Below are 23,227 nucleotides of genomic sequence, written 5' to 3'. Positions count from 1 at the left end.
AGTAAAGCCATGTGATTGCGATCCATGGCTTTTGTTTTATCCGAAAGTTTCTTAAAATTTTGACTTTTACTCTAAAAACAAGCAAAATATAAATAGTTGAAGAGAAATAGACTGTGAGGGACGATCAAATGGAAATGCCTCTTATATCACAATGGTTGGATTATGCAAAGAAGCAATCTATTGTTGAAAAAAAACTAGAAGAAATGTTAAAGAAGAATAGTCAGCTGACGACAAGCGAATATTATGCTTTGTATCAGCTTAAACAAAACGGTTGTCACATGAGGCTGAATGATTTAGGAAATTATTTATGCTTGAGTCAGAGTGCATTGTCTCGTTTGATCAATAGGTTGGAAGAAAAGAGTCCGTCCGTTATTGAAAGACGAATTTGTACGGACGACAAACGTGGAGTTTACGTAGATCTAACGCATGAAGGCGCAAAATTATTATCTACTATAGAGCAGGATGTGGAACATGTGCTAAAAGAGTATTTTTCTTAGAAGACTAAAAAGTTGCATTTTAGTCTTCTTTTCTTTATTATGAATATAGTTGCATGTGCATGCAAATGTATAGGAGGAGAATTTTAATGAATAATTTAGAAGCAGGTTTAACATTTAAAAGAGGATTACATTTGAAAAATAGAATTGTTGTTGCGCCAATGACCACGAAGATGTCTTTTTTTGATGGTGTTATAACTAATGATGAAATTGATCATTATGCATTACGGACTGGTGAAGTAGGCGCATTTATTACTGCGGCGGCTAATGTTCATGAAGGAGGAAAAGGCTGGGAGGGTGAGCTAGGCGTGTATGATGATCGCTTTATCCCAGGACTGTCCAAACTAGCTGCAGCAATTAAGAAAAATCACACAAAAGCAATTTTACAAATTTTTCATGCTGGACGGATGACAGATTCAAAAGTCTTGAATGGTCTTCAACCAGTTGCACCAAGCGCGGTTGCAGCTGAACGACCAGATGCACAAGTTCCAAGAGCACTAACAGAAGAAGAAATTTTAGAAATTTTAGAAAGTTTCAAAAAAGCGACCGAAAGAGCAATTAAAGCTGGGTTTGATGGTGTTGAAATCCATGGAGCAAACACTTATTTGATTCAACAGTTTTTCTCCCCGCATTCTAACAGACGGACTGATGATTGGGGCGGCTCATTAGAAAAAAGAATCAAATTTATCAACGATTTAGTTGATGGTGTAACAGAAGTCGTTGATCAGTCAGGAGTGACAGATTTTGTTGTTGGATATCGTTTTTCGCCTGAAGAATATGAAGAACCTGGTATTCGTTTGAGCGATACGTTATTTTTAGTGAATCTATTAGCTAATAAACCGTTGGATTATTTACATTTGTCTGTTAGTAATTATAGAAATCATTCAGTTAGTGATGCGTTTAATGAAAAACCAATCATTGCGTATATAAAAGAAACAATCAATGACCGTCTTCCGCTTATCGGTGTAGGTGATATCAGGAATGGAACAGACGCAAAAGAAATTTTGGCAACTGCAGACTTAGTAGCTGTAGGTAGGGCAATTTTGATTGATCCACATTGGGCGCAAAAAGTTTTAGACGGACAAGATCATTTGATTAGGACGGAGCTTTCCCACTATGATCAAGATGATTTGAAAATTAGTAACGGTGTTTTAGGATTTCTAGAAGTAATGATGCCTGAACGACTTAAATAAACCTAAGAAGAAATTTTATCTTCTTAGACTGAGTATTCAGATTTCCTGATATTGAGAGGTTGGGACAGAAGGAGTTGCTTCTGCGTCCACCGTTTATTCGGATTCCTTGAGGCTGGGATGTAACTCATAGAGTTATGTCCTGGCCTCTTGATTTTTTTTGTTTAAAGTGGATAAATAATTGTGTTCAAAAGTATGTTATTGTTTTTAATTAAAGGGGGAGAAGGATAGGGATAGTAAAGGCAAAGCGCTCCTGTAAAGAAAAATAAAGAGTCTGTTTTAATGTAGGGAACCGTCAAGTATTGAAAAAATTAGTACAATTGTTTTGTAGAAAAATATTAGGAGGTTGGGCGTAATGAGTAAAAAATATCTGAACTATGTAGGTGAGATTATCACGGATGTTGAATATCATGGATTGGGGGAACCTGATGGATTTTTAGAAGTTCGTGTGGACGTTGAATTACCGTTTAGATTGTATTGTAGAATGGGAAATGAGGATTGGGAAGAAGTATCAGAGCAAGATCGCTTAGAGTTAATAGAGCAATTACAAGATAAAAAATCAAAATTTTCTAAAAGTGATTATCGTTTTTATACATTGGATTTTTATTTAGCAAGCTTAGGTGGTCTATAAGTGTTTTTGAAAGCGTTTGATTCCTTGTGATGTTTTTAATAATGAGAATTAGGGTAGTGAAGATCGTTTGTCAAAATTGGCAGGCGATTCTTTTTTGTATTACTTTGAGTTTTGAGTAGTAGTAAAGTAGAATTACATTACTAAGATGAATGAAAAAGTAGAGGTGTTTAACGATGATCAAAATAAAACGGGTAGCTATGACTAATCCAGATTTGTTAGATTTAGTAAAGGAGTTAAATGATTTTTTTGACGAGGAGTGGGGGCAAGACGTAGCACAGAACTATCAAAGCCATCATAATCTAGCAGAGATGAGGTGTGCAATTGTCGCTTATGAGAACAAAGAAGCGATTGGCTGTGGTTGCTGGAAGCTTTTAGATGAGCGAACACCAGAAATAAAACGAATGTTTACAAAGAAAAAGAGCCGTGGAAATGGGGCTGCTGGGGAAATTCTCCAAGCATTAGAAATGGATATATTGGAGAAAGGTTATCGACAGGTCGTTCTGGAAACTGGTAAGGAAATGAACGAGGCAATTAAATTTTATGAAAGATATGGGTACCAGATCGTTCCAAATTATGGGGAGTTTATTGGAGATGATTTATGTATTTGCATGAAGAAGCAACTTTAGTGAACCTTTTCAACAAAAAAGTGAGCATACACGAAAAGGTAAAACTTAGAGTAGGTTTTTGAATGAATTGAAACGATGAACATATTGATTGCTTTTAAATTCAAGAAATCTATAATATTTATGAGATGTTTAGTTATGTATAGGGGGAATGGTTATGGAAGAAAAGCAGTTTAGTATAGCACTGCCGGAAAAAATAGTGGAAGAATTTGATCTAGAGAATGAAACAGAGGTTACGTTAAGTATTAAAGATCAAAAAATAGTAATCGAACCGAAAAAGAAAGTTACTGGAAACCAGACACTTTCTCTGAGATGGTTTTTGATCCCAACGACGGTCATCAGTATATTATTTTTAGGTTATTTATTTTATGCTGACAAAACACAAATTGCGTTAGTGGGCACTTATTCTATTGCAAATTTTGTTCTTTCTTTCGGTGTTTTGATTGGTGTTTTCAGCTTCATACTTTTTTTTATTAAAGGCAAAAGAAATCAAGTCACGACTAAATCAAAAGATATTTACTGGCGTAATTTTCCGACAATCTTATTGTCTTTTATTGTTATATTGGTTTTTTCATTGTTAGTTTTTTTCAAAGTCATCGGATTAGTCTTTGTCGGTGCAACATTTGACCGCTATACAGCGACATTGTTGTTCTTTGTATTTGTAGCATTGGTCAACTATTTTATGATTTATTCAGCACTATCGATCACACCAGCAAAACTAACAAACCTCTTGATTTTTGTCATCATTGGCGGTGTTTTGTTGGCTATGATTACAAATAAAGATTATCAGTGGTGGCAATTTAACTTTAGCTTTTTAGGAACAATTGAAGCGAAAAGTAGCTGGCAGTTCAATGTAACGTTGATGTTCTCTTCTTTATTGATGGTGGCACTGATCGATTGCTTATTTGTAGAGCTACAAAAGGCAATTCCTCATAGTAAACGGTTGACAATTCTACGAGTTCTGTTAACTTTAACAGCTCTAGATCTTGGCGCGGTTGGCTTATTTCCTTATACAGAAACAGGTCCTTTTCAAGGCGTTCATAATCAAGTGGCAGGTTATCTCGTTTATTTGATCGTCGTTTTAATTGTAGGGATAAAATGGTTATTACCTAATGTCAGTAAGGAATTTTTGTCGATTTCTTATATGATCGCAGCGACGTTAGTGGTAGTAGTTGTATTATTTCAATGGACGAGCTATCTTTCACTGACAGCGTTTGAGTTATTATCATTTATGTTAGCATTCAGCTGGATCGTTTTATTACTACAGAATTTGCAAAAAATGACGCAAAATATCAACAACACATTTCAAGTCAAGATTAAATTGGACTCTGAAAAACAAGTCACAGATGAGTAAGAACATTTCTTGAGATGAGTAGAAGAAATAAGGGGAGAACGAAGCTGAAATGTTTCGCTTTACCCTTATTTTTGTGCACACATTATCTATTTAGATAACGTGACATTAATTCCATATGATGCATGACAGCTGCTTTTCTCATAACACCCATTCCAGGGAATTTTTCTTTAGAAACAGCATCAAACAGTAGTTCGATCCCTAATGTTATATTGTCACCGCATAATTTATTTTCCCACTCTTGTACGTCTTTCATAAGTTCAAAAAATTTATCTTTTTGTGTCGGAGCCTCTTCACTCGAAAGAAAATGATGGATACGTAAGCGATCATTTTCAAAATAAACAAGATGTAAACTCAATATTTTTGAAGGATAACTATGTTCATAGTAAATCCGACTGTCGATAGAAAAATCACTGAATCCTACAAAGCCACTCTTTTGAAAGGTTAAATGACTATCTGAGAAAAACTCGTCAGAGCACTCTTGGTAAAAACTTGTTTTGGGTAATCTAGTAAATGGATCATGTGAAATAATTTTTTCACCTTTGACTTTTTGCAGTAAACGGAATTCTTTTGGTATTAGGACCTTTGTTTGGTTGGTAAGCCAGTCACTCTGTAATGCAGGCGTTGCATTATTGATCACAAATAATTGTGGTTCTTCATTCAATGTCTCAATAGGTTGCTCAACAATCACGGCTTTGTCTAAAGATAAGACTTCTAGATAGTGCAGACCTTCTTTTGTCAAAAAATCTCCCGTTTGAGGATTTTGAATAAGATAAAATGGTTGATGTTTTCTTTGGCATAGCGCGATAAATTTTTTCAAGGTAGTGGAATTTTTGACCGGTTCGATAATTGGTAAAATATGAGAGGACAGACAGCTTGCTTCTATTAATGCTGTCAAAGCAAGTAGATCAAACTGTTTGCCACGAAAATAGGGATAATACATTAATGTTCCTCCAAAAGACGCTGTTCTAATTCGAGATAAGCTTCACGTGTTGCGTCTAATTCATTTTTTAAAGCTTCAACAGCTTGATCACAACTGTCTTCAATAAAGCGGTCGTAAAAATTTACTCCGCCGCCAAACAAATCATAATCGGGTTGTCTTTTCTTTAATTCTTTGTAAAGCTGATCCGTTGAAAATACTCGTAAGCCTCGTGCCGTTTGTTTGGCTTTGCCGACTTCACGAGCCTGGGCTGTAATCAAACGATAGAGTAATTCTTGTTCATTAACCAAAAGCTCCTGTTTTTGCGGTTTTTTATCTATTGTAAAATAACCCGGCAGCATTTGATTTTCTATAGAATGGTATTGGTGGTAAACCATAACGCCGATATGAGTGGGAATTTCTTCTTTTATTTTTTCAAAAAGAGCTTCAGGTAAAACAAAATAATTATAATGACCAATAAAAGAAAGTTTTGCTTTTGAACGGAAATCGGCGTTACTGACTTTTAATTCATAACAGCGCCACTCAAATTGATTCTCAGTAGTCAAGCGGCAACTCAATGTATCAACAATGCCTTGATCGTTCGGCATAGTCACTTCTTCCACCACAATATCTCCATTTTCTCGACAGTAATAATAAAGAACTTCTTCCATTTGGGTCGTTAATGAGGTTTTCATATCTAACTCCTTTTTATTTTTATTCTACTATAAAACGTATGTTCGTAAAAATAAAGTATTTTTTGTTAGAGGAAATAGAAAACTAAACTAGCCTATAAAGTTTTAATGAATCACAAAAGAAGTAATTTCAGAAATGGGAGCGTCTTTTTGATTACTTTTAAATCGTATTATATCTGAAAAGTAGATCTTATCTCCTGTTTTTGTTGTAAGTACTCCATGTGCAGAGCCGTCTTTCCCATGCGTTAATATAGATTGGATTTCTAGCGAACTAAGCTCTTTTTGTTCTTTGATTACTGCATCAATAAAGGCTTCTTTTCCCTCCAAAGGGGATTTTCCTGGAATAATCCAGCGCAACGAGTCACAGAGGACTGACTCAAGCAACGGCTGATTTCCTGACGCTGCGGCAAGCAAATAATTTCGAATCAGTCGTCTCTTAGGTGCGTTGTCGCAACGTAATGAGCAGATAACGGCAAAATCAGTTTTTGGAAGTACGTCACTAATAGAACAGTCTGGAAAAACTAAATTGTGATCAATCAAGGATTTTTCCAAGATGCTGATCGCTTTAGGTCCCACACCATGCATCTTTAAAAGAGTCGTTTTTTCCAGCTTACTAACTTGTTCAAGCGTTGTAACCCCAATCGAATTGAGCGCATTGGTAGCAGGCTTACCGATGTTTGGTAATTTAATCATAATAGCCTCCGTAATGAATCTGTTTATTTTTCTCTATTATATATCTAGAAGTGGACGTTTGAAAATAATCATAAACTATTATTTAAGTCACAGTTATAAATACAGTGTAAAGTTTCAGGTAGCAAGTTTTAGCTGAAAATAAGAAGCTAAAACTTGCTATTGACAATTTTGAGAAAACGCTTTATTATAAGACGTATTAAGACGTATTAAAAGGGGCGAGGAAATGGAAAAGTTAGAATCCAATGCATTAGCACCGCTATATAAACAGTTGTATGAATCATTGCTATCCAAAGTAAAGACTGGTGAATACAAAGTCGGAGACAAGATTCCTTCAGAAGAACAATTAATGGGAATTTATGGTGTAAGCCGTGTAACTGTTCGAAATGCGATCAAACAATTGGTTGATGAAAATGTTTTAGTGAAAAGGCATGGTAAAGGAACCTTTGTTTCAATGCCTGCGTATGTTGAAAGCATGACAGCGGGCGGTAGTTTTACAGAATCTGGACTACAAATGCAGAAGAAACCTGGAACAAAGGTAATTTCTATCGAAGAAAAACCAGCGAGTGGGCATGTCGCTCAGGCTTTAGGAATCGAAAAAGGCGAGATGATCATTGCTATAGAACGTATTCGTTCATTAGATGGGATACCTGCGATTTTTGAAATCGATTATTTTAGACATGCTTTTGATTTTATGCTCGAGTTGAATTTGACCGATGAATCTTTATTGGATGTTCTACGAAATCATGGCGGTTTGATTGCGGCTTATTTTGACAATATTATTGAAATTGCTTTGGCAGATGAAAAAATAGCTGCTGGTCTAATCATTGAAGAAGAAGAACCATTAGTCAAAATCCATCAGACGGTCATTGACGATGAAAATCAGATTCTTTATTTCAATGAACAATATATTAGAAGTGAAGTATATAAAGTAGCGATGCGCTCTTATAATAAATAGCTGAGGTGGATCATATGAGAAAAATTTATATTGCGACTCACGGCGATTTTTCTAAAGGATTAAAACATTCTTTAGAAATGATTGCTGGAGATAGTGCAAAAGAAATAGAAACGTTTAGCTTATATCCAGGTGCAAGTGCAACAGATTTTTCAAAACAATTAATGAAAGAGCTTTCTTCAAATAATGAAGATGAATACATCATTTTAGGCGATTTATTTGGTGCAAGTGTTGTCAATGCATTATTAGAAACGACTTCTTTTGAACATGTCACGTTGTTGGCAGGGGTGAATTTAAATTTAGCACTAGAGATTATTTTAGCCGGGCCAAATAAATTAAAGGATGAAGAGCTAGATCAAATCATTCTGAATGCCCAACAAGGAATTCGCCGCGTTACAATCGAAAAACTAGAAAATGAAGAGTTTTAAGGAGGATGTAAGATGAGTAAGAAAGATGAATTTTTAGCACTATTCAACGAAAGAAAACCGATTATTGGGGTTATTCATTTGAAAGGGATTACAGATGAAGAGGTTCTAGAGCGAGCAAAAAGAGAAATCGACATCTATGTAGAAAATGACGTTGATGGCATTCTTATGGAAAATTATTATGGAAATTATGAGCAATTAGAAGTGGCTATTCAATACATCAAATCATTAGGCTTAACGATCCCGATTGGCGTCAACGTTTTAAATGTTGATTCACTTGGCTTCTATCTTGCAAATAAATATGACTTAGACTTTATGCAAATCGATTCAGTTGTTGGTCATGTGAAACCTCGAGACGAAGTTTCGCTTAAGGCATTTTTCGATTTATATAGAAGTACCTGTAAAGCAAAATTGATTGGTGGCGTTCGTTTTAAATATCAACCGATGTTATCTGAAAAAACAGTAGAAGAGGATTTACGACATGCCACAGAACGTTGTGATGCGATTGCGGTGACAGAAAACGCCACAGGAGAAGAAACCTCTATGGCTAAAATTGAGCTGTTCCGTAAAGAATTATCTGATTTCCCGCTAATTGTCGCAGCTGGGGTAACAACAGAAAATGCAAAAGAGCAACTAGAAATTTGTGATGCGGCTATTGTAGGCAGTTATTTTAAGGATACTAGAAAAGATACTGGCGATGTCAGTGCAGAACATGTGGCAGATTTTATGAATGTGATAAAAGAATTAAGGAGTGAGTTAAATGATTAAAATGTTACGTGTAGACCATCGATTGATTCATGGACAAGTCGGCTTTACTTGGACCAAATTTTTAGATGCAGACTGTATCTTGATCGCAAGTGATGACTTAGTTAACGACGATTTAAAAATGAGTGCGATGAAAATGGCGAAACCATCTGGTGTCAAATTAGTGATGAAGACGATCGAGGACTCAGCCAAAGCCTTGAATTCTGGTGTGACAGATAAATATAAATTATTTATTTTGTGTGAGTCAGTTGAAGACATGTATCAATTGGTGAAAAAAGTACCGACCATTCAAGAAATCAATCTAGGTGGGATGAAAAATGGCGCTGACCGTAAACAAGTATCAAAAGCTGTGCATCTATCCGAACAAGATAGCGAAAGAATCAAAGAATTGATTTCAGATGGTAAGCAATTAACAGTTCAATTAGTACCAGATGATCCTGCTGTGGCTATCGAAAAATTGTTATCGTAAAAGGGCGAAAATACTGAGGGGGAAAAAACATGGAAGTCACGTTTATGAGAGTATTTTTGATGTTTATCATTGCTTTATTCGCTTACCTGCATAGTTGGTTTGGGTCAACAATGTGGAATCGACCTATTGTGGTAGCACCGCTAGTGGGGTTAGCTTTAGGTGATATAGAGGCGGGGATTAAACTTGGGGCAACCTTAGAATTGGTCTTTATGGGCGCTTTTCCGGTTGGCGCTAGTAATCCACCTGATTTTGTTTCAGGGACGATCATTGCAACGGCCTATGTAATCATGAGTGGACAATCTGTGTCTAGTGCTGTTGTTTTAGCGGTGCCGATTGCAACGTTAGTTTTGTTGATTGATAATCTTCAAATGACCTTCTTATTAACTGGAGCCAGTCATTTAGCAGACAAAGAAGCCAGCAAAGGGAATATTAAAGGTGTTGAAAGAATCCAGATAATCGCTGGTATCGGTAATAAAATCTTATTAGCTTTGATTGTCGCTTTAGGCTTTTATTTAGGGGTTCCATTTATTGAAAAAGTTCTTTCCTATGTCCCTGAATTCGTAACACATGGTCTAGATATTGCTGCTGGGATTATTCCAGCTATTGGTTTTGCCATGCTTGCTCGAATGATGTTGACGAAAAAAATGATTGCGTTTCTTTTGCTAGGTTTTCTATTAGCAGCCTACTTGAAAATTTCAATTGTCGGGATTGCATTGTTTGGCATCGTCGTTGTGTTGATTTATATGAATTTCAGCAATAACCAACCGAAGGAGGCATACGTAGATGACAACGAATTCTAAAGAAAAAACAAAGACGATTTCACCAGATTCGGTGATTACTAAACGAGATTTTTGGTCTGTTTTCTTCCGTTCATTGACGTTGGATTCTTCTTGGAACTATGAACGGATGCAAAACTTAGCTTATGCCTTTGCGATGGCGCCAATCATTCGTAGGTTATATAAAACACCTGAGGAACGAAAAGAAGCGTTAGAACGTCATTTAGAATTTATGTCTGTTACCCCTCATATCTCTACACTGCTTTTCGGAATTTCTGGTGCAATGGAAGAAGAAAATAAAAAAAATGCCAAGTTCAATCCAGCGAGTATCAATGCGGTTAAATCAAGTTTAATGGGGCCAATGTCTGGCATCGGAGATTCTTTTTTCTGGGGGACGTTAAAAGTTATTGCTTCTGGTGTCGCTATTTCTTTAGCGAAAGAAGGGAATATTTTTGGCCCCATCGCATTCTTATTGATCATCAATGTTCCTCACTTTATTTTAAGATATATCTGTTTGGACAAAGGCTTTAAGCTTGGCGCAAAATTCTTCAGTGATGTTGGTGATAGTGGCATCATCGAGAAAGTAACCAATGCTGCCTCTATTTTAGGATTGATGGTTATTGGGGGAATGACAGCTTCTAATGTGGTTTTTGAACTGACTGCCAAAGTTGGAAGTGGAAAGATAGCAGCACCTTTACAAGAATATGTTGATCAAATCATGTTAGGTTTTTTCCCTGCTTTGTTCTTTTTGATCATTTATTGGTTGTTAGGAAAAAAAGTGAAAACCACGACGTTACTTGTTGGTGTAATCGTCATTTCTATTCTCTTTGCTGCATTAGGTATTGCCTAAGTAAAGGAAAAATCAGCTGAGTAGAGCAATTGATGAGAATTGTCAATTATAGCTGGATTTGACTAATTTTTTTCAAAATGGTAGAGTAACACCTGAGGAAGGTGTTTCAAATGTACGTATTATATATTTCAACTCTTAGCTCCCTACAACTTATTTTTGATGAAGTGTTGTATGGAGCTTAATCGAAAAGCTTAAGAGCTTTTCTTATTCATCAGTAAATTTCGCATACTAAAAAAGATAGCACATGTTTGCTATGTATTTAGTCTGCCTATTTACTGAAGAATATATAGATTAAAAAGGCCCTAGACATTTTGTCTATGGGTCTTTTTTGTATGTTCTTTAGTAAAAATCAACGAAACCACATGAAAGAGGAAAATAGAATGGAATTATTACAAGTCAAAGATTTAAGCTATGCAGTACCAGATAAACAGCTTTACGAAAATAGCTCGTTTACATTAAGAAGTAAGGAACATATGGGAATCGTTGGTAAAAACGGTGCTGGTAAAAGTACGTTATTGAAGATGCTTTTAGGCAATGTTTTACCAGATGAAGGCGCAATTACGTGGAATCCAGCAGCAACATTAGGCTATTTAGACCAATATGTGGATATGGATCAATCCCTTACAATCAATGAATTTTTAAGATCAGCGTACCAAGAATTATTTGATACAGAAAAAGAGATGCTGAAACTTTACGAAACCTATGGGGAAACAGGCGATGACCAATTGTTGACAAGAGCTGCAACATACCAGGAACAACTAGAAATTAAAGGATTATATCAAGTCGAAAATGACATCAGTAAGGCTGTCACGGGACTTGGTATCAGCGATGGTGATGCGGATCAAACATTGAGTGCGTTGAACCGTGGAGACCAAATCAAGGTTATCTTAGCAAAATTACTATTGGAAAAACCATCAGTGTTAATTTTAGATGAACCGACGAACTATCTAGACCAAGAACATATTGACTGGTTGACAGAGTACTTAAATGCTTTTGAAAATGCTTTTATCATTGTTTCCCACGATACGGAATTTTTAAGTAATATCGCAACGTGTATCTGTGATATTGATTTTGGCTCAATCAAAAAATATCATAGTAATTATACAGATTTCTTAAAACAAAAAGCGCATCTGGCTGAAGCTTATCAAAGTCAATTCGACGCGCAACAACGAAAAATCAAAGAGACCGAAGCGTTTATTCAAAAAAATATAGCTGGTATCAAGACAAAAATGGCGCAAGGTAGAAGAAAGCATTTGGAAAAGATGGATCGTTTGAAAGAACCTGAAAAGAAAGTGAAGTCTAATTTTTCCTTTAAATTAATGCCGCAAAGTTCACCTAATGTTATGACTATAGACGAACTTACTGTGGGGTACAAAGAACCATTACTTACGGTACGTGATTTACAGGTCAAAAAAGGGGAGAAAATCGTGATTACTGGTGCAGATGGTCTAGGTAAATCCACATTAGTGAAAACACTTCTTTCAATGGTACCCGCAATTTCCGGAAAAGCTCAGTTCTCACCTCAAGTTGTTGTGGGCTATCACTCACAAGAAATCGAGTGGGAAAATACTGAATGGACACCTATCGAAGCGTTAGCGAATAAATATACCAAACTGACGTATGAAGATGTTCGAAGAGAATTGGCAAAATGCGGCTTGAAACGAGAAATTGCTTCAAAAAACCTGTATATGTTGAGTGGTGGAGAACAATCAAAAGTGAAACTATGCGATTTAACCATGCAGCCAAGTAATTTCCTGATCTTAGATGAACCAACGAATCATTTAGATGTTGATTCAAGAAAAGCTCTTCAAGATGCTTTAAAAGCGTTTAGAGGCAGTGTCTTATTAGTTTCAAATGATGAACAGTTTTATTCTGAAGTTGCAGATCATGTTTATACGGTTGCTGATAAGCATCTTATTAGACAATGAGGTGAATTGTGATGGATTTGACACGATTAACAGAGTGTCTTTTGTACCAGTCCCAGCTTCCGATAAGAGAGCAACGACTATCCGAAGGGCAGTTATCTGAGCGGATATTAGTTGTCGGAAGCGGTGAGTTAGAAAGTATGCTCGCCATTGAATTAGCCGAGCAGGGAAAAGAAGTGACTATTATAGAAACATCAGATGAAATTCTGTCAGATTGTATAGACTTGGCAAAACGGGTTGAACTTATGAGAAAACTAGAGAAACTGGTTGTAACTATTTTTTTAGAAACATCTATCCTCAATGTTAGTGAAAATCAAGTTTGTCTCTGTAATCGAGAAGAGTTTGAATGGTTCCTTACAATCGATAACATCATTGTTTCAAAAAACTATGAATATTCTCAAAATCGTTTATAGTTAAAGAGATAAGAGAAGTAAAAGGAGAACAATAATGTTTATAACGATAGAAGATGCTGAGTTTCAAAAAGTAGTAGAAGTATGGAATCAAGGGTTTAGCGATTATCTGTTACCGATCCATGTCGATCAAGAAGCACTAGAACAAAGAATCCAGTCATTGAAGCTCTCAAAGAAACTTTCAGCTGTTTTTTCGATTGAAGGAGAATTTGTTGGAATCATTCTTTTAGGGATCCAGATCTTTAAGCAGACCAAAGTAATGTGGGTCGGTGGGATGGCTGTGATTCCTAAATATCGCAGAAGTAAAGTGGCATCTAAATTACTGGATTATGCCGAAAAACTAGCAATAGAAAATCAATGTGATGACTTAATCCTTGAGGTAATTGCTACTAATGAACGTGCTAGAAAATTGTATGAAGCAAAAGGCTTTCAACATGTGAACGAGTTGGCTGTTGGAGTTATTTCTTTACCAACGAAATCCAATGGAGAAAATAAATTGCACTTAAAATCTATTTCACCACAAGAACAAGCTATAGCTGAAAATCAATGGACACCTTGGCAAAATCGTTCTATTTTTTCAGATAGAAATTACGATATTTATCAAGAAAAAACGAAAATCGGTTCAATAAGTTTCAATTTAGCTGAAGAGTCTGACAGCAATGTGTTGATCATCAAACAATTGCATATATTCAAACAAAATGACAAATCATTTATAATGGATAGTTTACTTACATTAAAAAAACAAGAGAACAGTAGTGCCGTCAAATTAAGCAATTTTGATATGACAACACCTGAATACACTGAGCTACAAAAAATTGGTATTGAAATGCAGCTTACACAATTTCAATTGGTTAAACAATTGAATGGAAAATAGTGATATCTTATCCATTAAAAGCTCTACAACCTTCATTGACTAAAAATGAAGGTTGTAGAGCTTTTTTTACAAGAACGTTGTTAGACCAATAAGCAACGATCCGTTGCGAGTGGTTTTATTGTATAATAAACAAAAGCAACGCATTTGTGCGGATAAAAGGATAGACGTTAGAAAAGGAGTGGCTTATAGTGACTGTAGAAATTGGTACACAAATCAAAAAGTTCCGTCAAGAACAAGAAATCTCGCAACAAGAATTAGCAGACTATTTGAATATTTCACGCCAAACAATTTCTAAATGGGAGCTAGGCAAAAGTCTTCCTGACTTGGAGAATGTTGTGAGGCTTTCTGAGTATTTCAATATCAGTGTGGATGTTCTTTTAGGACGTAAGAAGCCTGGTTTCTTTAGAGGGTTGTTTGATGGGAAGGAAAGAAGGCAACAGCACATGGAGCAAAATAAAGAGGAAAAAAACAGTACCGCATTTTACAGCGCCTACACCCAAGATATTCAACCGTTATTTTCAAAAGGAAAACGAGTGAATACATTTATAAAAATTGAAGAAGAGATTTATCCTAAAGCAACTTTTTCAAAAATGATGGGATATGCTAATTGTTTATGTAGTTTTAAAAATGAAACTGTTTCAATCGATCAAATCGGAAAGTTTAAACTTGCTGTCAATATTCCTATAGAGCAGCTGGTAGCTACTTTTCCACTACTTGAAATTGTGGAGATCAACTTGCAGTTTGGAAAGTACTTTCGTAATGTGGGTGGGAATTTTGTGACATTGATCGATATTGTAACCAAAGACCAAAGTTATTATTTTTGGGTTGAATCTTTAAAAGTTGCCCACGCTATTTGGCATTATGATAGGTTTGCTTCAATACAGATTACTATCGATGAAGTATTTCAAAAAGCATTAGATTTAGAAAATGAAGACGAGGCTGTTGAAGGAATTCGTAATAATGTGGAAAGTATTCCGTTGTTCTATGGAACAGCAAAAAAATAATCGTATAGTTACCGTGTGTTATGGTGGGGAGTATACGATTGAGAGGACGATTGGGATCGTTCTCTTTTTTTATCAAAAATACTACTTGACGCATCATACTATGTAATGTATAGTAATGCGTATTAGGAGGTATAATATGGATTCACAATTAAAAAAAGGCTTGCTAGAATATTGTATTTTAGCCATTTTAAAGAAATCTGATTCCTATGGCTATCAAATAATCAAAGATTTATCAAGCGTGATCACAATTTCAGAATCAACATTGTATCCCATTTTGAAACGGTTAGAAACAAAAGAAGAATTAGAAACATACTCAATGGAGCATAATAGTCGTTTAAGAAAATATTATCGAATCACAGAGGTCGGTAAGCAAAAGATAAAAACATTTATCCAAGAGTGGGATGAAGTAATGAAGGTGTATCATTTTATTGAGATGGGGGAGCAAAATGAATAAACAGGAATTTTTGTATCAATTAAAAGAAGGGTTAGTTCGTTTAGATGAAGTCGAAAAAAATCAATTTATTCGCTATTATGATGAACTGATCGAAGATTATTTGGAAGATGGTGCCACCGAAGATGAGGCAGTAAAAAAATTAGGGAAGCCAGCGATCATAGCAAGTAAGATTTTGGAAGAAGCCTTTGAAGAGGGGGATTTTCAGCCAAAGAAAAAGGTTAGTCCATTAGTTGCTGTGCTATTGATTCTAGGTTTTCCTTTGTGGGGAAGTCTGTTAATCGTGCTGATTGCAATCGTATTATCTGCCTATATTGTTATTTGGTGTTTACCTTTTTCAACCGGAGTTTTTGCGGTAACTGGGTTAGTTGTTTCAGTTTTTAGTATGTTTGCTAGTGTTTTTGCGATGCAAGATGGTGTTCATATTGCGCTCACGCAGTTAGGGATTGGTGTCATGGTATTAGGACTAGCTCTACTTAGTGGTGTAGCCACGATCAATATGGCAACCTATTTTATTCAAATTTCAAGAACGTTCACAAACAAGGTACTTAATCTGATACGAGTGAAGGAGTTATTATTATGACAAATAAAAAAATACTTATTAAAATTGGCGCTGGATTGACTGTTATTGGTTTGATTATTGCATTGCTAGGGTTTACGATGTCTGGTTTTCAACTTGATAAATATCGAGAAAAAGGAACAATTTCTTGGTATCGAACGATTCGATTTGAGTAGAAGAATAGAAACATTTGACAGGTGGGAATCTTGACGGTGTTTCTATTTTTGTTTTAGAACAGAGTTTTTGAAAGCTGATAAGTGGATGCTGTTACTTAAGTAGTATTAAAAAATCAGCCTTAGTACCGATAAATTAAAAAATGTGCTTTGCTATAATAAAAGTTAAGAGGACTAAAGTAGGAAGTGGGTATTGGTATGGGGATGAAAAGTATCAACAGGTTGATAGATGAAAAACAGATAAATACAAAGGGGATTGATTTAGTCAAATATGCAGCGGCGATTTTGGTTATTTGCTTTCATTGTGAGAGAGTTTTTCAAGATCCTGCAATCAATCATTTATTTAAGAATGTTTTGTGTCGATTTGCAGTTCCCTTTTTTTTAATTTCAACAAGCTATTTTGTTAGACGAGGACAGAATCAATCTGCCGATTACATAAAACAGTATATAAAATCATTAGCAAAATCATATTTGTTTTGGAGTCTGATTTATTTACCAGTTGGTTTCATGTGGATTCAACAAAACTATTCGCTTAGTCCAGTATTGTATCCAGTCGCTTTAGTGGCGGGTTTGTTTTATACAGGAACTTACTACCATCTTTGGTACATCCCAGCAGCGATATTTGGGATTATCAGTGTCCAATGGATACTTAAAAAAACAGGGTATATTGTTTTGTTCAGTATAGCTGCGCTTATGTATGCTTTTGGCTCGCTGGAAACCTACTATGCTTATATTGGAGATGGACAGTTGAAAGCATTTTTTGATCAGTATATGAGCTTGTTTGTTACAACTCGTAATGGTTTGTTTTTTGCCTTTATTTTTGTAGCGCTTGGTTTTTTCTTATGGGATTATCGGGAAAAGGTTATTCGTTATCAGAAGTACTTAGGAGTGTTGGTTGTATTGACCGGGGTTCTTTTGATAGGTGAAGGAATTATCGTTTATTCTAATGTTGGAATCGATAAGAACTTTATGTGGATGCTTGTTCCTTTTACTAGCTGCCTTTTCTGTTGGAGCTTATTTATAAACGTGGAAGAGAAAATCAATGTAAAACGATTGAGAGATTTAGGAAAGTACTATTTCTTCATTCATCCATTATGTATTTTGTGGACACAGAATTTGGTGCACAGTTATGATTTTTTTGCTAATAGTTGGCTACAGTTAATTGTGACTTTGGTCGCAACGCATTTATTGAGCTCATTAGTGATCACATTAACTCAGCAATTACCATACTATTATTTTGATTTACAACTGATGTTAAAAGTAAATCATAGCTATATACAAAAGTTTATTTAACATAGATAGACGTAAAAAGATAAGGAGTGCGGAACAAAACTGGTTTTTAGTTTTGTTCCGCACTCTAAACATGCATAAAGAGTGAGAAAAAATTATTTATTCAAAATAAGTCTTTTTTAAGTAAGGTGAACACCTTTATCCACATAAATAATATCACCTACAATACCAGCCGCAAGTTCACTAACTAGAAAGGCACAAGTATTACCGACTTCCTCAATCGTGACACCAGCTTTATCAGGGGTACGGTCTTCTGATATTTTGATCAATTGATCGTAATCTTTTACGCCTGTAACGGCAAGGGTTTTGATGGCGCCTGCTGAAATCCCGTTCACTCGGATTTTGTCTGCAGCAAATTCATAAGCTAAATATTTTACAGCTGTTTCTAGAGAAGCTTTTGCGATTCCCATCATGTTATAATTCGGAATAGCTCTTTCAGATCCTAGGTAAGTCATAGTAACAATCCCAGAACCTGGATTTAGCATTGGCTTTGCATGATGTGCAACAGCTAAAAGTGAGTAGCTGCTGATATCTTGAGCCAATAGGAAACCAGAACGGCTGATATCACTAACATTTCCGTCTAATTCTTCTTTGTTAGCAAAAGCAATTGCGTGAACTAAACCATCGATTTTGTCGTACTTTTCTTGGATCGTTTGGAATGCTTTGGCAATCGATTCGTCAGATGCGACATCACATTCAACAAGTAAATCTGTTGGTTCAGCTAATTTTAATAATTGTTTTTTCATGCGTTCGTTTTGGTATGTGTAAATAATATCAGCACCTTGCTCTTTTAGTGCTTTAGCACATCCCCAAGCAATACTTCTTTTGTTCGCTACGCCCATCACGACGACTTTTTTATTTTTTAAAAACATATGATTTTCCCCTTTTATAATTATTTTAGTATGTGAAAAGACTCTCACATCTTAATAAAATCTCAATATATGATTTTATTTAAGTTGACGGATAAAATTGCAACTGGTATTATCTGTTTGAGAATGATAATAAAATTCTCTAAATTGATAAACGACACCCATACAGACATTTTATCGGATGTCTGAATTATTAACCAAAATACTTTGAAAGTCAAACTATTTTACTTAATTTTAAACAAAAAAGTGTTGTTTAAGCAAGTTTTTTTTAATTTGATAGTCAAAACAATAGCGGAGGTGCACGATGAAACGAGTTGTAATAACAGGGATGGGAGCGGTGACTCCTTTAGGAAACACAGTAAAAGAGTATTGGCAAAATTTAGTCAATGGAAAATTAGGAATCGCTAAAATCACTAAGTTTGATTCTGAAGATACAGGTGTGGCACTTGCGGGTGAAGTGAAAGACTTCGATCCAAGCGAGGTTCTAGATCGCAAAGAGCAAAAACGAATGGATTTATTTTCGCAATATGGTCTAGTTGCTGCGATGGAAGCCTGGAATATGAGTGGTCTGACAAAGGAAACGATCGATCCAAAGCGTTTTGGCGTTATCGTAGGCAGCGGAATTGGCGGGATGACGACATTACAAGATCAAGTCAGAGTTATGGATAAAAAAGGAGCAAAACGAGTGACACCTTTTTTTGTTCCGATGGTGATCGCCAATATGGCATCAGGGAACATTTCCATTAAATTAGGTGCTAAAGGACCATCTCAAACAATTGTCACGGCCTGTGCCTCAGCAACAAATGCTATCGGTGAAGCCTTCCGTACAATCAAATATGGTTTAGCTGATATGATGATCACAGGAGGGACGGAAGCGACGATTTGCGAAATTGGAATTGCTGGTTTTGCTGCTTTGAGCGCATTGAATACAACAGAAGATCCAACTAGAGCATCGATTCCTTTTGATAAAGAAAGACATGGTTTTGTAATGGGTGAAGGAGCTGGCATGTTAATGCTGGAAGAACTTGAACATGCTCAAAAACGTGGTGCAACTATTCTAGGTGAAATCGTAGGTTACGGAAGTAACTGTGATGCTAGTCATATGACGGCGCCATTAAAAGATGGGAGCGGTGCAGCCGATGCAATTGAGTTAGCTTTAGCAGAAGCTGAGATCACTGCAACTGATGTTGGCTATGTCAATGCACATGGAACTTCAACACCAGCTAACGATGCAGCTGAAACAGCAGCTTTAAAACGTGTATTTGGTGATCGTGCTTATGATATTCCGATTTCTAGCACTAAAAGTATGACAGGACATCTTTTAGGAGCAGCTGGAGGGATTGAAGCAATTGCCTGTGTGAAGACATTACAAGAAGGTGTTGCGCATCCTACAGTAGGCTATGAAGTAGCGGATCCAGAATGTGATTTAGATTATGTAACAGATGGTTCACGCCCCGTACAAGCAGAATATGCAATCAGTAATTCATTCGGCTTTGGCGGACATAACGGCGTTATTTGTATGAAGAAATGGGAGGAAAACTAACAATGACAAGATTAATGAATGCAACAGAAATTATGGAAATGATTCCGAACCGTTACCCGATTTGCTTTATCGATTATGTGGATGAAATCATTACAGATAAAAAAATCATTGCCACAAAAAACGTGACGATCAATGAAGAATTTTTCCAAGGACATTTCCCTGGAAACCCAACAATGCCAGGAGTTTTGATTATTGAAGCCTTAGCGCAAGTAGGTTCGATCTTGATTTTAAAAATGGATAAATTTAAAGGCGAAACAGCCTATATCGGTGGAATCAATAAAGCGAAGTTCCGCCAAAAAGTAGTTCCAGGAGATGTCTTAAAGTTACATTTTGAAATCGTAAAAATTAGAGATTACGTAGGGATTGGGAAAGCAACTGCGTATGTTGAAGATAAAAAAGTTTGTGAATGTGAATTGACATTTATTGTGGGCAGATAACAGCTTGAAGCACACGATAATAGTGAGGTAGAGGACTTTATCCGTATTTAAGTAGACTGGAATATAGCTTTTAGAGCTATATTCCAGTCTACTTTTTTAGTGATGCAATTCATATAATTTCAATGCCAATTGTAATGCAAAGGTATTTTTTTCTTGTTCTAAATCTACTGGTAACAGTCCTTTGATTTTTTCAATACGATAAAGCAATGTATTTCGGTGAATAAATAAGGCCCTAGAAGTTGTAGCGATATTTAAATGATGGGCCAGATAGGTTTTCAAGGTTGGAGTAAAGCTGGTTTTATTGTCCTGATCATAAGTCAACAATGTGTTTAAATAATGAGAATAGAATTTTCTTCCTTGTTCTTTTGAAATAGAATCAACTAAAAAAGAATCAAAATAAAAATCGTTGAAAAAATAAATCTTCTCTTCTTTAGTGTCATCTTCCAAGAGTTGAATGACTTTTTTTGCTTCTTCAAAGCTTTGAGATAATTCAAGAACTGGTAAAGTAGACCCAATGGTGCAGAAAATATCTCGCTCAGATTGACCTTGCTGTTCCAAATGCATTCGAATTCGTTCAGCTGTATCGGATACTTCATTGTGTGTTTTTAATGCACTTAATTTAGGATCAGTTCCTAAAAGTATCACCAACTGATTCTTACGGCTAAATAGGTGGAGATGTGGAAATCGGTTGGATGTATAGGTTGTCAGTGAGGATAACAAGCTTTTCATTAAACGATCTTCTGACTGTTTCTTTTTCATTAACGATTTGGATTCATGGCCAATAGTCTGAATGGAAAGAATCAAAACAGTATAGTTTAAGGATGAATCAATCGTTGTATCATAAGCGGCCAAAGCAGCTAAGTCCTTGATTTGTCCTGATAATAATTGATCGAAAAAATCACGACGAATTCTATTTTCCGTACGCTCGATTTCCAAAAGTCGCATTTGCTCCAATGCAAATGCCATTGAACCATTTTCTAAAGCGACATAATCAAGATCTGTCAGCGGACGCTCTATTTGATAAACCAAAATAAAGCCATAGTGGATGGTATCAAAATAAACAGGCATGATTACACAAGGGTATTCTTGCTCCTCAAAAAAGAGTGCGCGAGTAATCGGTTTTTGAATGCGTTCAAAATCAGTCGGTAAGTCTGTAATTGTTTGGATTGGAAAGGTATAGGTATCTTCGTTTTTTTTGATAGTTTCTTGAATCAACGGTTGGTTTTGATCGCTTACTGCGGTTACTGACCAGTCTGTGTCAACTAATATAACAGGATTATTAACCATTTTTGCTAAGCCGGAAGCAATTTTTTTCATACCGCCGCCATGTAGAGAAATTTCAAAAAATTGTGAATGAATATCTAACGAGGCTTGATTCAGTTCATTCATGCGACCAGAAATTTCAGCCATTACGATATTCATGATCTTTGAAAAGGCGATCCCATAAGGAATTTCTATAAGTGGTAAACCAAGTTCATCCGCTAATCTGCGCATGGATTCAGGAATTCCCTTTAAATAGATGTGGGGTTTGATACAAATTGCAGAACAATTGATTTCTTTAAAGCGTTGGATAAAACGTCTCTGGATTTCGGCATTTTCGCTAAAAAAATATCCAGAAGTAATCAGCAGTTCACCCGCAGACAACCAATCGGAAGCATCGGGATTATCTAAAATATTAACCCCTGTGATTGTATTGTCCAGCCCTTTTTTTCCTGCGACTAATTGAAATGTTTTGAAAGGAGCAAGCTGCAGGAAGTTTTTGACTGTTAACATGGATACACCATCTTTCTAAATCTTGATTTCGTTACTTTAACTATACGGTAATTGGTTAAAGTATACAACTGAAAAAGAAAATATTCGGCTACTCTATCTGTATGTGAAAGGGCTTTCTTGTTGTAAATTGAATAGTGTAAAGAAGATAAGTATTTAAGGAAGTGAATGAGATGAATACGTACCAATCCCTTTCTGGATCTGATAATTTCTTATCTGAGATTCAAAACAAGCAATGGAAAGGAGTGATTCATAGCGCCTTTAACCAAACAATAAATATAATTTGTGAGTCTGGAGAATTATACACGATTGCAACAGCCGAATTGGACAATGCGCCCAATACATTAAGAGTAACTAAATTTTTTTCGAATCGGCCGAAGATACTCGTGAAAACACCTGTCTTTTCTCAAAGAGGACAGTTAGTGATTGGTGAAATTGCAGTTATTGATACTCAAGGTGCGCATCAATGGCATTATCCAACGATCAAATTTCCGGAGAAACAAGAATATTCTAAGCTACATAAACGAGTCAATCAGCTGAATGACTGGCTGAGGCAAGCTGGAAATCATGGTGGATATTTGTTAAATAACCCCAAAGCAACAAAGTACGAGAAAATGATTCATGCAATGCTTTGGAAAGAATCTGAGCAATTGTTGGCTTATTTACAAGAAAAACAATTATTTCAAGCAATGAAGCAGTTAAACCGAGTAATTGGCTTAGGACCGGGTTTAACACCATCTGGCGATGATTTTTTAGTTGGATTAGCTCTTATTTTTACTACCACAAATTATCCTTATCATTCATTAAAACAGTGGTTGTTAAACAACCGAAATGAAATGAAAAAAAGAACGAATATTATTAGTTTTTCAACATTAGATTGGGCAATCAAGGGAGCAGCCCGAGAGCGAATCGGTTCATTCTTAACGGAATTATTTTATGGAGAAGATGAAGAGGATTTGAAGGAGAAAATGTTAGCTGTTTTAGCAATCGGTTCAACGTCTGGCGGGGATATGCTGACGGGAATGTTGGCTGGGATAAAGTTGACGTTAGATCTGGATGAGCCCATTACGTTTTTATATTAAGGAGGAATCT

Annotated in this window: 27 protein-coding genes; 22 read left to right on the top strand and 5 right to left on the bottom strand. The window is 35.9% G+C overall.

The genetic code is table 11. The features are described 5' to 3' along the window. Positions 1-128: 128 nt before the first annotated feature. From AC4BB5_RS16035 to AC4BB5_RS16015, 5 genes are all read left to right on the top strand, one after another. A complete protein-coding gene (locus AC4BB5_RS16035; protein WP_490457067.1) occupies positions 129-497 on the top strand; it encodes a MarR family winged helix-turn-helix transcriptional regulator in 369 nt (122 codons plus the stop codon). An 86-nt stretch (positions 498-583) separates the two neighbouring features. After that, positions 584-1,687, top strand: coding sequence for an NADH-dependent flavin oxidoreductase (locus AC4BB5_RS16030; protein ID WP_490457066.1), 1,104 nt, complete (start codon positions 584-586; stop codon positions 1,685-1,687). Positions 1,688-2,039: 352 nt separating this feature from the next. Beyond that, positions 2,040-2,315, top strand: coding sequence for a hypothetical protein (locus AC4BB5_RS16025; protein ID WP_490457065.1), 276 nt, complete (start codon positions 2,040-2,042; stop codon positions 2,313-2,315). 173 nt (positions 2,316-2,488) lie between these two features. After that, positions 2,489-2,941, top strand: coding sequence for a GNAT family N-acetyltransferase (locus AC4BB5_RS16020; RefSeq protein ID WP_490457064.1), 453 nt, complete (start codon positions 2,489-2,491; stop codon positions 2,939-2,941). Between the two features lie 154 nt (positions 2,942-3,095). After that, positions 3,096-4,292 (top strand): DUF998 domain-containing protein, encoded by a 1,197-nt coding sequence (locus AC4BB5_RS16015; RefSeq protein ID WP_490457063.1) that lies wholly within the window; start codon positions 3,096-3,098, stop codon positions 4,290-4,292. Between the two features lie 82 nt (positions 4,293-4,374). Here the strand turns inward: AC4BB5_RS16015 and AC4BB5_RS16010 are convergent, their stop codons facing one another. The 3 genes from AC4BB5_RS16010 to AC4BB5_RS16000 all read right to left on the bottom strand — a co-directional run bounded on the left by AC4BB5_RS16010 (position 4,375) and on the right by AC4BB5_RS16000 (position 6,593). Next, complete coding sequence (locus AC4BB5_RS16010; RefSeq protein ID WP_490457062.1) at positions 4,375-5,232, bottom strand: sce7725 family protein; 858 nt, start codon at positions 5,230-5,232, stop codon at positions 4,375-4,377. After that, positions 5,232-5,903, bottom strand: coding sequence for a hypothetical protein (locus AC4BB5_RS16005; protein WP_490457061.1), 672 nt, complete (start codon positions 5,901-5,903; stop codon positions 5,232-5,234). The genes AC4BB5_RS16010 and AC4BB5_RS16005 overlap by 1 nt, the downstream gene beginning before the upstream one ends. Before the next feature lie 102 nt (positions 5,904-6,005). Continuing rightward, positions 6,006-6,593, bottom strand: a complete 588-nt coding sequence (locus AC4BB5_RS16000) for a DNA-binding protein (protein WP_490457060.1) — start codon at positions 6,591-6,593, stop codon at positions 6,006-6,008. A 223-nt stretch (positions 6,594-6,816) separates the two neighbouring features. Between AC4BB5_RS16000 and AC4BB5_RS15995 the strand changes: the two genes are divergently transcribed. From AC4BB5_RS15995 to AC4BB5_RS15930, 14 genes are all read left to right on the top strand, one after another. After that, a complete protein-coding gene (locus tag AC4BB5_RS15995) occupies positions 6,817-7,548 on the top strand; it encodes a GntR family transcriptional regulator (protein ID WP_490457059.1) in 732 nt (243 codons plus the stop codon). 14 nt (positions 7,549-7,562) lie between these two features. Then, positions 7,563-7,973, top strand: a complete 411-nt coding sequence (locus AC4BB5_RS15990) for a PTS sugar transporter subunit IIA (RefSeq protein ID WP_490457058.1) — start codon at positions 7,563-7,565, stop codon at positions 7,971-7,973. Between the two features lie 12 nt (positions 7,974-7,985). Continuing rightward, entirely contained in the window at positions 7,986-8,738 is a 753-nt protein-coding gene (locus AC4BB5_RS15985) for a BtpA/SgcQ family protein (protein WP_490457057.1), read from the top strand. Next, entirely contained in the window at positions 8,731-9,204 is a 474-nt protein-coding gene (locus AC4BB5_RS15980) for a PTS sugar transporter subunit IIB (RefSeq protein WP_490457056.1), read from the top strand. Before AC4BB5_RS15985 ends, AC4BB5_RS15980 begins: the two co-directional genes overlap by 8 nt. Before the next feature lie 29 nt (positions 9,205-9,233). After that, the gene (locus AC4BB5_RS15975) at positions 9,234-10,004 is read left to right on the top strand and encodes a PTS mannose/fructose/sorbose/N-acetylgalactosamine transporter subunit IIC (protein ID WP_071879278.1); all 771 of its coding nucleotides are present in this window, start codon (positions 9,234-9,236) and stop codon (positions 10,002-10,004) included. Continuing rightward, positions 9,988-10,830, top strand: a complete 843-nt coding sequence (locus tag AC4BB5_RS15970) for a PTS system mannose/fructose/sorbose family transporter subunit IID (RefSeq protein ID WP_071879279.1) — start codon at positions 9,988-9,990, stop codon at positions 10,828-10,830. The genes AC4BB5_RS15975 and AC4BB5_RS15970 overlap by 17 nt, the downstream gene beginning before the upstream one ends. A gap of 380 nt (positions 10,831-11,210) precedes the next feature. Further along, a complete protein-coding gene (locus tag AC4BB5_RS15965) occupies positions 11,211-12,758 on the top strand; it encodes an ABC-F family ATP-binding cassette domain-containing protein (protein WP_490457055.1) in 1,548 nt (515 codons plus the stop codon). A gap of 11 nt (positions 12,759-12,769) precedes the next feature. Next, positions 12,770-13,168, top strand: a complete 399-nt coding sequence (locus AC4BB5_RS15960; RefSeq protein WP_490457054.1) for an FAD-dependent oxidoreductase — start codon at positions 12,770-12,772, stop codon at positions 13,166-13,168. A gap of 34 nt (positions 13,169-13,202) precedes the next feature. Beyond that, entirely contained in the window at positions 13,203-14,039 is an 837-nt protein-coding gene (locus tag AC4BB5_RS15955; RefSeq protein WP_490457053.1) for a GNAT family N-acetyltransferase, read from the top strand. A 188-nt stretch (positions 14,040-14,227) separates the two neighbouring features. After that, entirely contained in the window at positions 14,228-15,043 is an 816-nt protein-coding gene (locus AC4BB5_RS15950) for a helix-turn-helix transcriptional regulator (protein WP_490457052.1), read from the top strand. A 136-nt stretch (positions 15,044-15,179) separates the two neighbouring features. Further along, a complete protein-coding gene (locus AC4BB5_RS15945) occupies positions 15,180-15,497 on the top strand; it encodes a PadR family transcriptional regulator (RefSeq protein ID WP_490457051.1) in 318 nt (105 codons plus the stop codon). Then, positions 15,490-16,077, top strand: a complete 588-nt coding sequence (locus tag AC4BB5_RS15940) for a DUF1700 domain-containing protein (RefSeq protein ID WP_490457050.1) — start codon at positions 15,490-15,492, stop codon at positions 16,075-16,077. The genes AC4BB5_RS15945 and AC4BB5_RS15940 overlap by 8 nt, the downstream gene beginning before the upstream one ends. Further along, the gene (locus AC4BB5_RS15935) at positions 16,074-16,229 is read left to right on the top strand and encodes a hypothetical protein (RefSeq protein WP_490457049.1); all 156 of its coding nucleotides are present in this window, start codon (positions 16,074-16,076) and stop codon (positions 16,227-16,229) included. Before AC4BB5_RS15940 ends, AC4BB5_RS15935 begins: the two co-directional genes overlap by 4 nt. A 195-nt stretch (positions 16,230-16,424) precedes the next feature. Next, positions 16,425-17,519 (top strand): acyltransferase family protein, encoded by a 1,095-nt coding sequence (locus tag AC4BB5_RS15930; protein WP_490457048.1) that lies wholly within the window; start codon positions 16,425-16,427, stop codon positions 17,517-17,519. Between the two features lie 116 nt (positions 17,520-17,635). Here AC4BB5_RS15930 and fabI read toward each other — a convergent pair whose 3' ends face one another. After that, positions 17,636-18,388 carry an enoyl-ACP reductase FabI gene (gene fabI, locus AC4BB5_RS15925; protein ID WP_490457047.1) on the bottom strand — a complete coding sequence of 251 codons (753 nt, stop codon included), beginning with the start codon at positions 18,386-18,388 and terminating at the stop codon, positions 17,636-17,638. A gap of 301 nt (positions 18,389-18,689) precedes the next feature. Between fabI and fabF the strand changes: the two genes are divergently transcribed. Beyond that, positions 18,690-19,928, top strand: coding sequence for a beta-ketoacyl-ACP synthase II (gene fabF / locus AC4BB5_RS15920; protein WP_490457046.1), 1,239 nt, complete (start codon positions 18,690-18,692; stop codon positions 19,926-19,928). Positions 19,929-19,930: 2 nt separating this feature from the next. Further along, positions 19,931-20,365, top strand: coding sequence for a 3-hydroxyacyl-ACP dehydratase FabZ (gene fabZ, locus AC4BB5_RS15915; RefSeq protein WP_490457045.1), 435 nt, complete (start codon positions 19,931-19,933; stop codon positions 20,363-20,365). Positions 20,366-20,461: 96 nt separating this feature from the next. On the opposite strand, the gene AC4BB5_RS15910 is transcribed toward fabZ, so the two are convergent. Then, complete coding sequence (locus AC4BB5_RS15910; RefSeq protein WP_490457044.1) at positions 20,462-22,138, bottom strand: PucR family transcriptional regulator; 1,677 nt, start codon at positions 22,136-22,138, stop codon at positions 20,462-20,464. A gap of 170 nt (positions 22,139-22,308) precedes the next feature. On the opposite strand from AC4BB5_RS15910, the gene AC4BB5_RS15905 reads away from it, so the two are divergent. Then, positions 22,309-23,217, top strand: a complete 909-nt coding sequence (locus tag AC4BB5_RS15905; RefSeq protein ID WP_490457043.1) for an oxamate carbamoyltransferase subunit AllH family protein — start codon at positions 22,309-22,311, stop codon at positions 23,215-23,217. Positions 23,218-23,227 lie beyond the last annotated feature (10 nt).

This window comes from Enterococcus sp. AMC1252, assembly GCF_058216515.1.
The sequence above is the reverse complement of the archived record's forward strand: the minus strand, read 5'-3'. Positions and strand labels throughout refer to the sequence as shown.

Excerpts from the sequence above, each read along its gene's own strand:
- fabI (WP_490457047.1), bottom strand. The coding sequence starts at position 18,388 with ATGTTTTTAAAAAATAAAAAAGTCGTCGTGATGGGCGTAGCGAACAAA.
- AC4BB5_RS16020 (WP_490457064.1), top strand. The coding sequence starts at position 2,489 with ATGATCAAAATAAAACGGGTAGCTATGACTAATCCAGATTTGTTAGAT.
- AC4BB5_RS16010 (WP_490457062.1), bottom strand. The coding sequence starts at position 5,232 with ATGTATTATCCCTATTTTCGTGGCAAACAGTTTGATCTACTTGCTTTG.
- AC4BB5_RS15965 (WP_490457055.1), top strand. The coding sequence starts at position 11,211 with ATGGAATTATTACAAGTCAAAGATTTAAGCTATGCAGTACCAGATAAA.
- AC4BB5_RS15970 (WP_071879279.1), top strand. The coding sequence starts at position 9,988 with ATGACAACGAATTCTAAAGAAAAAACAAAGACGATTTCACCAGATTCG.
- AC4BB5_RS15910 (WP_490457044.1), bottom strand. The coding sequence starts at position 22,138 with ATGTTAACAGTCAAAAACTTCCTGCAGCTTGCTCCTTTCAAAACATTT.
- AC4BB5_RS15905 (WP_490457043.1), top strand. The coding sequence starts at position 22,309 with ATGAATACGTACCAATCCCTTTCTGGATCTGATAATTTCTTATCTGAG.
- AC4BB5_RS15945 (WP_490457051.1), top strand. The coding sequence starts at position 15,180 with ATGGATTCACAATTAAAAAAAGGCTTGCTAGAATATTGTATTTTAGCC.
- AC4BB5_RS15955 (WP_490457053.1), top strand. The coding sequence starts at position 13,203 with ATGTTTATAACGATAGAAGATGCTGAGTTTCAAAAAGTAGTAGAAGTA.
- AC4BB5_RS16025 (WP_490457065.1), top strand. The coding sequence starts at position 2,040 with ATGAGTAAAAAATATCTGAACTATGTAGGTGAGATTATCACGGATGTT.
- AC4BB5_RS16000 (WP_490457060.1), bottom strand. The coding sequence starts at position 6,593 with ATGATTAAATTACCAAACATCGGTAAGCCTGCTACCAATGCGCTCAAT.
- AC4BB5_RS15995 (WP_490457059.1), top strand. The coding sequence starts at position 6,817 with ATGGAAAAGTTAGAATCCAATGCATTAGCACCGCTATATAAACAGTTG.
- AC4BB5_RS15930 (WP_490457048.1), top strand. The coding sequence starts at position 16,425 with ATGGGGATGAAAAGTATCAACAGGTTGATAGATGAAAAACAGATAAAT.
- AC4BB5_RS15975 (WP_071879278.1), top strand. The coding sequence starts at position 9,234 with ATGGAAGTCACGTTTATGAGAGTATTTTTGATGTTTATCATTGCTTTA.
- AC4BB5_RS15990 (WP_490457058.1), top strand. The coding sequence starts at position 7,563 with ATGAGAAAAATTTATATTGCGACTCACGGCGATTTTTCTAAAGGATTA.
- AC4BB5_RS16035 (WP_490457067.1), top strand. The coding sequence starts at position 129 with ATGGAAATGCCTCTTATATCACAATGGTTGGATTATGCAAAGAAGCAA.
- AC4BB5_RS15985 (WP_490457057.1), top strand. The coding sequence starts at position 7,986 with ATGAGTAAGAAAGATGAATTTTTAGCACTATTCAACGAAAGAAAACCG.
- AC4BB5_RS15980 (WP_490457056.1), top strand. The coding sequence starts at position 8,731 with ATGATTAAAATGTTACGTGTAGACCATCGATTGATTCATGGACAAGTC.
- AC4BB5_RS15960 (WP_490457054.1), top strand. The coding sequence starts at position 12,770 with ATGGATTTGACACGATTAACAGAGTGTCTTTTGTACCAGTCCCAGCTT.
- AC4BB5_RS16030 (WP_490457066.1), top strand. The coding sequence starts at position 584 with ATGAATAATTTAGAAGCAGGTTTAACATTTAAAAGAGGATTACATTTG.
- AC4BB5_RS16015 (WP_490457063.1), top strand. The coding sequence starts at position 3,096 with ATGGAAGAAAAGCAGTTTAGTATAGCACTGCCGGAAAAAATAGTGGAA.
- fabF (WP_490457046.1), top strand. The coding sequence starts at position 18,690 with ATGAAACGAGTTGTAATAACAGGGATGGGAGCGGTGACTCCTTTAGGA.
- fabZ (WP_490457045.1), top strand. The coding sequence starts at position 19,931 with ATGACAAGATTAATGAATGCAACAGAAATTATGGAAATGATTCCGAAC.
- AC4BB5_RS15935 (WP_490457049.1), top strand. The coding sequence starts at position 16,074 with ATGACAAATAAAAAAATACTTATTAAAATTGGCGCTGGATTGACTGTT.
- AC4BB5_RS15940 (WP_490457050.1), top strand. The coding sequence starts at position 15,490 with ATGAATAAACAGGAATTTTTGTATCAATTAAAAGAAGGGTTAGTTCGT.
- AC4BB5_RS16005 (WP_490457061.1), bottom strand. The coding sequence starts at position 5,903 with ATGAAAACCTCATTAACGACCCAAATGGAAGAAGTTCTTTATTATTAC.